Below are 3,740 nucleotides of genomic sequence, written 5' to 3'. Positions count from 1 at the left end.
ACCGTACCGACTACCTGACCGCCCTCCTGCACACCACCATCCACGGAGAAACCGCCCGGACCCGGCACCGCACCACCGTTCTTGCCGCAACCCTGGCAGCCTAAGAGCACCTGATACCCGGCGACAGTACTTTTGCGGGTCACACCATGTAAGGCCTACGCAAAAATACCTAACGAAATTATTTCGTGGAATCCCAATCGGAAAAAGATAAAAAAAATTATTCTGTGTTCTCAACGGAACCGCAATCCCCGCATCCTGCACAGGAACCCCCGGCAGAGGCATTCTTCTTCGCAGGCATCGGTTTTGCGTACTTCTTCCAGACCTGTTCGCGGTACACCGGACCGCTGTTGTAGGTACAGAACGGAATCAGGCGGCCGTCCGGCGTTGTGTAGTGGATGCAGCACCGTTCGACACGGTCGGTATCGTAGTTGAAACAGTCCATGAAGTGCATCGTCCCGATGAACAGCGCATTCTTGTGGAACTGGCCGATACTGTTGTAATCGTGCTTGATCAGGGCATCGTAGATCATCTTGTTCATATCGATCTTGATGCCTTCAACCTCGCCCTTCTCCACAATCTTCCGCATGTTGTTCAGACCGGTGACCATTGCAAGGTATTTGCCGGTTTTACCTGCGTTCCGGAATTTTTCCGCCATCTTTGCGACCTCGGTCAGGAACTTGTCCACATCAATGAACCGGTTAACCGGTACAAGATCGCCCTTTTCGTTAACAAAGCCGTAGGTTGCAGCTCCGCAGTGCGGATGGGCGCAGAACATAATCTGTGCTTCCCCGGTGTAGGACTCGATCAGATCGCAGACAGCCATCATTGACGGTACCGGATAGAAATCGGACTGCTTTAATGCGCCGTCGGTCTGCTCCTCCATACGCTTGACAAGATCCGGAACAGTAACACGCTCCCGCTCCACATCATCATTTTTGGCAGCACCGGTAAAGGCTACAGGCTGGAAGTTAATGCCGCGAATCACATCAATGTTCTTTGCCGCGAACTTGATGATGTCCCCTACCTGATGATCGTTTTTGCCGTTGATAACGGTCGGCACGAGAACAATGCCGAGACCTGCTTTCCGGCAGCTTTCAATCGCCGGAAGACTGGTCTTTTCCAGAAGCGGGTTGGTATCTTTGGTAGTTCCGTCAAAGTGCAGATACACGGTGGAAAGACCGGCAGCCCGCCATTCCCGGGCAAGTTCGGGATTGCGTGCAAGCTTGACACCGTTTGATGCCATCTGCACCTGCGAAAATCCGAGTTCCTTGGCCTTCTTGATGATATCCGTCAGATCATCGCGCATGGTCGGCTCGCCGCCGGCAAACTGCACAGCCGGACAGGGGACCGGCTCTTCATTTCTGAGCAGCTCAAGCATTGAGACAATTTCGTCAAACGTCGGCTCATATATATATCCGCACGCACGGGCGTTGGCGAAACAGAAGTCACAATTCAGATTGCAGCGGTTCGTGAGATCAATGTTTGCAAGAAGGGTGCCGGATTTATGGTGGGCACACAATCCGCAGCGCTGGGTACACTCGCCGGGCGTATTGGTGTTCGGGTTGTAGACGCCGCGACCTTCGCGGTCATACTGTTCATACCGGTGATACATCTCTGCATCCGACCAGTAGAGAGATCGTAGTTCACCGTGTTCCGGGCAGGTTCTGCGAATCCAGACAGCTCCATCCTCTTCAGTAACTGTTGCGGGGAGCAGCCTGCCGCAGACCGGACACATGCTTTTTGTTTCTTTGATGATTTTCATGGACCCGAGTATCTCCTTGGGTATCGGCGGTTCATGCCGCCAAAATGTAAGTAATTATATCTTTCTGCTTTCCATTAAATAAACTATGGATCGTGTGATCAGATGATTGTGGAGACCATTCTTGCGGTTTTGCTGACGTTCATTGCAGCGTTCTGGATAATGGTGCCTGCATACGTTGCAAATGCGGGCGCGGTTCCGTTTGGCGGCGGTACCCCGGTTGACTTTTGGAAATGCGCAAAAGACGGGCGCAGATACCTCGGAGACGGGAAAACATGGCGCGGACTCATCGGAGGTATCGGTGTCGGAGTTCTGTTCGGACTCCTGCAGATATTCCTTGCACAGACATTTCACTGGGACTGGCTGCCGCAGCACACTATCGTAACCATAACGGCCCTTGCCGCCGGTGCGCTTCTTGGCGACATGGTAAAGAGTTTTTTTAAACGCCGCGCAGGAAAAGACCGCGGGGAGAAATGGCCGATCGCAGATATGTACGATCTGGTAGCAGGATCTCTTGTGCTCCTGGCAGTCTTTGCCTGGCCGTGGATGATGGAGTATATCACCGTGTGGATCTTTATTGCAATCCTCATCTGGACGCCGCTTCTCCACCGCGGCGCAAATATTATCGGGTATCTGATCGGTATCAAACAGGTGCCCTGGTAACCGGCATGCCCGGAATACAGAAATCCCCCGAACCATAGTCCCTCACATCGGCGATTCGGGGGAGATTCAGGAAGAAAGGTGCACCGCCGGAACAAGGCTAATGTTAATATACTATCACTGACGAGGTGTAGATCATGGCAAGACTTGGAATCGCAGTTTTCGTGCTTATCGCCGTTGCTGTCTGCATCTTCAGTGCAGGCTGTATCGGAACCGATACGCCGGCAACTCCCACACCAACGGCAACGCCCGCGGCGACCGTCGTACCGACACAGGAACCAACAAAACTCCCGGACAACATGACACCCGTCACCACCATTACTGTGGAAAAGTACGGCGTGGCTGTTCCGGCAGGCAACATGATCCGCTACCTTGTCCCAAGCAACCCGACCACCGGTTACCAGTGGTTTGCCGACAATGTTACCGGTCTTGTGATCAACCAGACCTATGAAGCGGCCCCGGAAACTGCCGGCCTTGCCGGTGCCGGCGGCAATGAGATCTTCACGATCACGGCAGACAAAGCAGGCACCTATCAGTTTGTTGCAAACTATCAGCGTGCGTGGGAAGACAAGATCCCTGAGGCAACCCTGAATCAGACGCTGGTTTTCTCCAACGGAACAAAAACGGAAACCACCGATCCGCTGCTCTCTGTTACCTTCGAAGGCATTGTCAGCCCGGCAGCAGGTGAAACGGTCAAAATCACCACAGAAGGCAACCCGACCACCGGCTATCAGTGGACTGCTGTTCCCGGTCTTTCCGCTACAAAGAGTGACAACCTTGTCATCCTGAATGCGACCTATGTCCCGACTCCGGTCGCAGACGGCATTGTCGGCTCCGGCGGAACCTATGAGTGGCTTGTTACCGCAGAAAAACCCGGAACATATGAGTTCCGCGCCCAGTACAAGCGTTCCTGGGAAGATGAACCTGCGGGCGAGTTCTTCTTTACCATCACCTTCCGGTGAAAACAGATATTTTTTCTTTTTTTATTCGTCGTAGATCTGCTGTACCCGTCCGACCGATCCGTCGGTGAGCCGCACTTTAATCCCGTGCGGATGGGTGGACGAGTTCGTCAGAATCTCTGCGACGCGCCCCCAGGTAAGAGCACCGGTCGGCTGATCCTTTTTGAGGACAATTGCAACCGCCAACCCCACCCTGATATTTCTCCGTACCCGTCCGTCCTGCATACTCTCATCAATCATTCGTACCGCCGCCTATAAAAGTTCATCATCTCTGAGACGAAACATGAACAAACGAACAATGGCAAACGAGTTTGAACGTGCAATGGTCATCTGCATCAACCGGTACTTCACCGAACACCGGA

Annotated in this window: 4 protein-coding genes; 2 read left to right on the top strand and 2 right to left on the bottom strand. The window is 53.2% G+C overall.

What is annotated here, in order from left to right:
* Positions 1-217: 217 nt before the first annotated feature.
* Positions 218-1,762: a tetraether lipid synthase Tes gene (tes, locus tag O0S09_RS09905; RefSeq protein ID WP_268923815.1), complete on the bottom strand. Its 1,545-nt coding sequence runs from the start codon at positions 1,760-1,762 to the stop codon at positions 218-220.
* 102 nt (positions 1,763-1,864) lie between these two features.
* Between tes and O0S09_RS09900 the strand changes: the two genes are divergently transcribed.
* Positions 1,865-2,422: a CDP-2,3-bis-(O-geranylgeranyl)-sn-glycerol synthase gene (locus O0S09_RS09900; RefSeq protein ID WP_268923814.1), complete on the top strand. Its 558-nt coding sequence runs from the start codon at positions 1,865-1,867 to the stop codon at positions 2,420-2,422.
* Positions 2,423-2,556: 134 nt separating this feature from the next.
* Complete coding sequence (locus O0S09_RS09895) at positions 2,557-3,381, top strand: protease inhibitor I42 family protein (protein WP_268923813.1); 825 nt, start codon at positions 2,557-2,559, stop codon at positions 3,379-3,381.
* 21 nt (positions 3,382-3,402) lie between these two features.
* Here the strand turns inward: O0S09_RS09895 and O0S09_RS09890 are convergent, their stop codons facing one another.
* Positions 3,403-3,618 carry a YwbE family protein gene (locus O0S09_RS09890; protein ID WP_268923812.1) on the bottom strand — a complete coding sequence of 72 codons (216 nt, stop codon included), beginning with the start codon at positions 3,616-3,618 and terminating at the stop codon, positions 3,403-3,405.
* Between the last annotated feature and the right edge of the window lie 122 nt (positions 3,619-3,740).

The organism is Methanocorpusculum vombati, from assembly GCF_026891935.1.
GTDB classification, from domain to species: Archaea; Halobacteriota; Methanomicrobia; order Methanomicrobiales; family Methanocorpusculaceae; genus Methanocorpusculum; species Methanocorpusculum vombati.
Note: the sequence above shows the minus strand (reverse complement) of the source record. Positions and strands in the feature narration are given on the sequence as shown.

Coding starts and splice junctions, on each gene's coding strand:
- tes (WP_268923815.1), bottom strand. CDS start 1,762: ATGAAAATCATCAAAGAAACAAAAAGCATGTGTCCGGTCTGCGGCAGG.
- O0S09_RS09900 (WP_268923814.1), top strand. CDS start 1,865: ATGATTGTGGAGACCATTCTTGCGGTTTTGCTGACGTTCATTGCAGCG.
- O0S09_RS09895 (WP_268923813.1), top strand. CDS start 2,557: ATGGCAAGACTTGGAATCGCAGTTTTCGTGCTTATCGCCGTTGCTGTC.
- O0S09_RS09890 (WP_268923812.1), bottom strand. CDS start 3,618: ATGATTGATGAGAGTATGCAGGACGGACGGGTACGGAGAAATATCAGG.